This window comes from Microcoleus sp. EPA2 (assembly GCA_020882975.1).
Lineage (GTDB): Bacteria > Cyanobacteriota > Cyanobacteriia > Cyanobacteriales > Microcoleaceae > Microcoleus.
Map to the genome: position 1 here is coordinate 1 of JAHRFD010000041.1, position 3556 is coordinate 3556.

A 3556-nucleotide genomic window follows, 5' to 3' on the forward strand; every position below is an offset into this window, starting at 1 on the left:
ATTGGTATCTTGCTTTCATTTTTACTGGCTGTTTACTTGCTCTATTATACCATGACTGACTGATAGAATAAGGACAATTAAAGCCGTCCTATAAGGACGGGGCTTTAGACCCATTTCTTTGGTAAGCCAGTTCCTAGGGTGGCAATTGATAAGGTGCGTCAGTTCCCGAACCGCTAAAAATTGTTCCAAAAACTCAAATGACGCACCCTAAAATTTAATATCAATTCAGAAAATACCGAAAATCCATCAAGGAGTGCAATTTCCCCCAAGCCCGGAAACAATCGTACAAGTATTACTTTTCAGCATCCCCTCATAGGTATCAGCGCCACTACCAGGAGCACCCAACTCGTCGCTGTAGAGTTCCTTGTCGGAAATTTTGACATTAGCCTCCCTCGCCACAGTCTCCATCAACTTGGGATTAGTCGTAGTTTCCACAAAAATTGTCGGTACTCCCGCCGTCTTAATTTCTGATGACAATTCGGCGATTCTAGCCGCTGTGGGCTGTTCTTCTGTAGTCACACCCTGCAAAGCTCCAGCTACCTCGAAGCCGTAAGCATTAGCATAGTAACTCAGAGCATCGTGAGTAGTGACTAACTTGCGTTTAGCTTGGGGAATTGTCGCAATTTGAGCTTTAATCCAAGTATCTAATTTTTGTAAATCTGCTATTAATTTGGCGGAATTTGTAGTATAAATTTCAGCGTTATTAGGAGCAACTTTTTTTAATTCATCGCGAATTACTTCCACCATCCGAATGCCATTTTGAGCATTATGCCAAACATGAGGGTCAGGAACTTTTTCCTCTGCTTCATGGGGTTTGGCTGCGGTTTCGTGTTCTGCTTCGTGCTCGTGTTCGCCCATGAGTGGTTGGGGTACTGCTAGTTGGTGGACGGCGATTTTGGGCGCAGAATTGGTAGTAGATTGGATCAGTTTAATGATACTTGGTTCGTGGTCGTAACCTGCGTATAAAATCAGATTGCCCGTTTCAATGGCCTTACGGTCTTCGGGCTTGGTTTGATAGGCGTGGGGGTCATCTCCGGGTTTAATTAAACAAATAGTGTCGATCGAACTTGCGGCAATTTCTTTAGTGATGTCGCAAATAACACCCGTAGTGGCCACTACTTTTGGCAAATTGGTCGCCGGAGTCTCAGCTACGGGATTGCTGGCTGGGGGCTTTTGACTGCATCCAGCTAATCCTAGCGCGATCGCCAAAACCGCCACAACGCTGACTCTGCTGGTTTTGTCCGTCAACTTCTGGAACATAAGACTTCAGAAACGATAATCATTATTGGTTTTTTGAGCTATTCTATTGTAGTAGCTGGAAACAAGAATCGTTCTCAAAATCTCAAATTATGCTAGAAGTTCAAGACTTGGCTGTCAATTATCGAGGAATTTCGGCCCTGAACAACATCAATTTCCATTTAGCATCGGGACAGTTAACGGGAGTCTTCGGGCCCAACGGGGCGGGGAAAAGTACGATGGTGAAAGCCATGTTGGGATTGATTCCAGCCTGTCGGGGTAGGGTAAAATATCAGGGGCGGTTGTTGAAGGAACAGTTGGGGCGGGTGGCTTATGTGCCGCAGCGATCGCAAATTGACTGGGATTATCCGATTACGGTGTGGAATGCGGTGATGATGGCGCGCACAGTCCAGACTGGTTGGTTTCGCAGTCCCTCCCGTCAGTCGCAGGAATTGGTCAAAACTGCTTTGTTGCGGGTGGGAATGTGGGATTTGCGCGATCGGCAAATTGGGGAACTTTCAGGGGGTCAGCAGCAGCGAATTTTCTTAGCAAGGGCGATCGCCCAACAAGCCGATTTATTCTTCTTTGACGAGCCTTTTAATGCCATTGACAAAGCAACTGAAGAGATTATTTTTGATGTTTTTGCTGAACTCAAAGCCGCCAATAAAACTTTGCTAGTAATTAGTCACGATTTAGGAGAAACTTTAAAACAGTATGATAATTTATTGTTATTGAACAAACAGTTAATTGCGATAGGTTCCTGTAAAGAAGTGCTGACAGTGGCTAATATTCATAAAGCCTATGGTTATGATTTAAGTTTGGTTTCGGTTTGAGGTCGATGAAAATTTATTTTGACCTGTAAAATTAATGGTAGCAGGGGCATTCCGCCTGTGCAGAGTTGGGCGATCGATTATGACTGTATTGTTTCCTGCTGCGTTGTTCCTTATCCTATAAATGTTAAACTTGCTAATTGAGCCTTTGAAATTTGAGTTTATGCGTAATGCGATCGCGATCGGCGTATTACTCGGAATACTCTGCGCGGTGGTCGGCTCCTATTTAATTGTACAGCAAATGGGCATGATGGTTGACATGATTGCCCATTCCGTGCTAGCTGGATTGCCCGTAGCTTTTGCTTTGGGTTTCCCTATAGCGATCGGCGCGTTTATATCAGGGATAATCAGTGCTGGCATCATGGCCTGGATTCAGTCCCAATCCCGAATCAAAATAGATGCAATTATGGCATTAATTTTGTCTACATTTTTAGCTATTAGCATCACGCTGATTAGTTTGTTGCGAACCACCAAGTTAGACCTAGACGGTTTTTTATTTGGCAATATTTTATCCGTTGCACCAGCAGACGTGCAACAAACTTTTGTCACCACATTAATAATTTTGGTGGCGGTGAAAGTTTGTTATAAGGAACTGCTGTTTTATACCTTTGACCCCCTGGGTTCTCAGGCCAGCGGTTTGCCTGTAAAGTGGATTTATTTAGGGATGATTTCAGCGATTACCTTGACGATTGTTGCGAGTTTGCAAACCGTGGGGGCGCTGTTGGTGATTGCGCTGTTAATCGGGCCGGGAATTACTGCATATTTGTTGGTGAAGGAGTTACATTTAATGATGGGATTGGGCGCAATTATTGGGATGACAGCCAGCGTGACTGGTATGTATCTCAGCTATTATTTGAATATGCCCTCCGGTCCGGCGATCGTGTTAGTTATTTTTGGCTTATTTTTGCTAGCTTTTTTGTTAAGTCCCAGTCAAGGGATTTTGACCAGAAAGAGAGCAAATTAATAGCAACCGCCAAGGTTATTAAGATACTTGGGCGAATTTTATACCGATTCCTTGTTCCTTGTTCCTTGTTCTTTCTTCCTTCCCCCCTTGGGGAGTGATACCAAATCCTCTCTTCACCGGAATTATTAAACTCTCTCTTCTCTTCCTTCGCGTCATAAGCGCCTTCGCGGTTAAATCATTCCGATACAACCGGAATTGATATGACTTCTCCCAGCATTTCCCCCCAAGGGGGGGCAGGGGCAGGGCTGTTTCATTCTCTTGTAGGGGCCGCGCCCCCGTGCCGGCCCGGTCAGCCCCAAACGCGCATTGGATCGTTGGTGGCAGGGGTAAGCAGGGGCAGGGCTGTTTCATTCTCTTGTAGGGGCGGTGCCTGTGAGTGCCGGCCCCAATCTCACCAAACACATACAAAATCTTGGACGAAGAGGGTAGGCACTCACAGGCACTACCCAGGGCTGTTTCATTCTCTGTAGGGGCCGCGCCCCCGTGCCGGCCCGGTCAGCCCCAAACGCGCATTGGATCGTTGGTG

Annotated in this window: 3 protein-coding genes; 2 read left to right on the forward strand and 1 reads right to left on the reverse strand. The window is 45.9% G+C overall.

The genetic code is table 11. From position 1 onward, the window contains the following. Positions 1–246: 246 nt before the first annotated feature. Entirely contained in the window at positions 247–1260 is a 1014-nt protein-coding gene (locus AAFP14_RS23935; RefSeq protein WP_341734690.1) for a metal ABC transporter solute-binding protein, Zn/Mn family, read from the reverse strand. Positions 1261–1349: 89 nt separating this feature from the next. On the opposite strand from AAFP14_RS23935, the gene AAFP14_RS23940 reads away from it, so the two are divergent. Together AAFP14_RS23940 and AAFP14_RS23945 are read left to right on the forward strand one after the other, a co-directional pair. Beyond that, the gene (locus AAFP14_RS23940; protein ID WP_341734691.1) at positions 1350–2069 is read left to right on the forward strand and encodes a metal ABC transporter ATP-binding protein; all 720 of its coding nucleotides are present in this window, start codon (positions 1350–1352) and stop codon (positions 2067–2069) included. A gap of 121 nt (positions 2070–2190) precedes the next feature. Continuing rightward, complete coding sequence (locus tag AAFP14_RS23945) at positions 2191–3030, forward strand: metal ABC transporter permease (protein WP_341734692.1); 840 nt, start codon at positions 2191–2193, stop codon at positions 3028–3030. Positions 3031–3556: the final 526 nt, after the last annotated feature.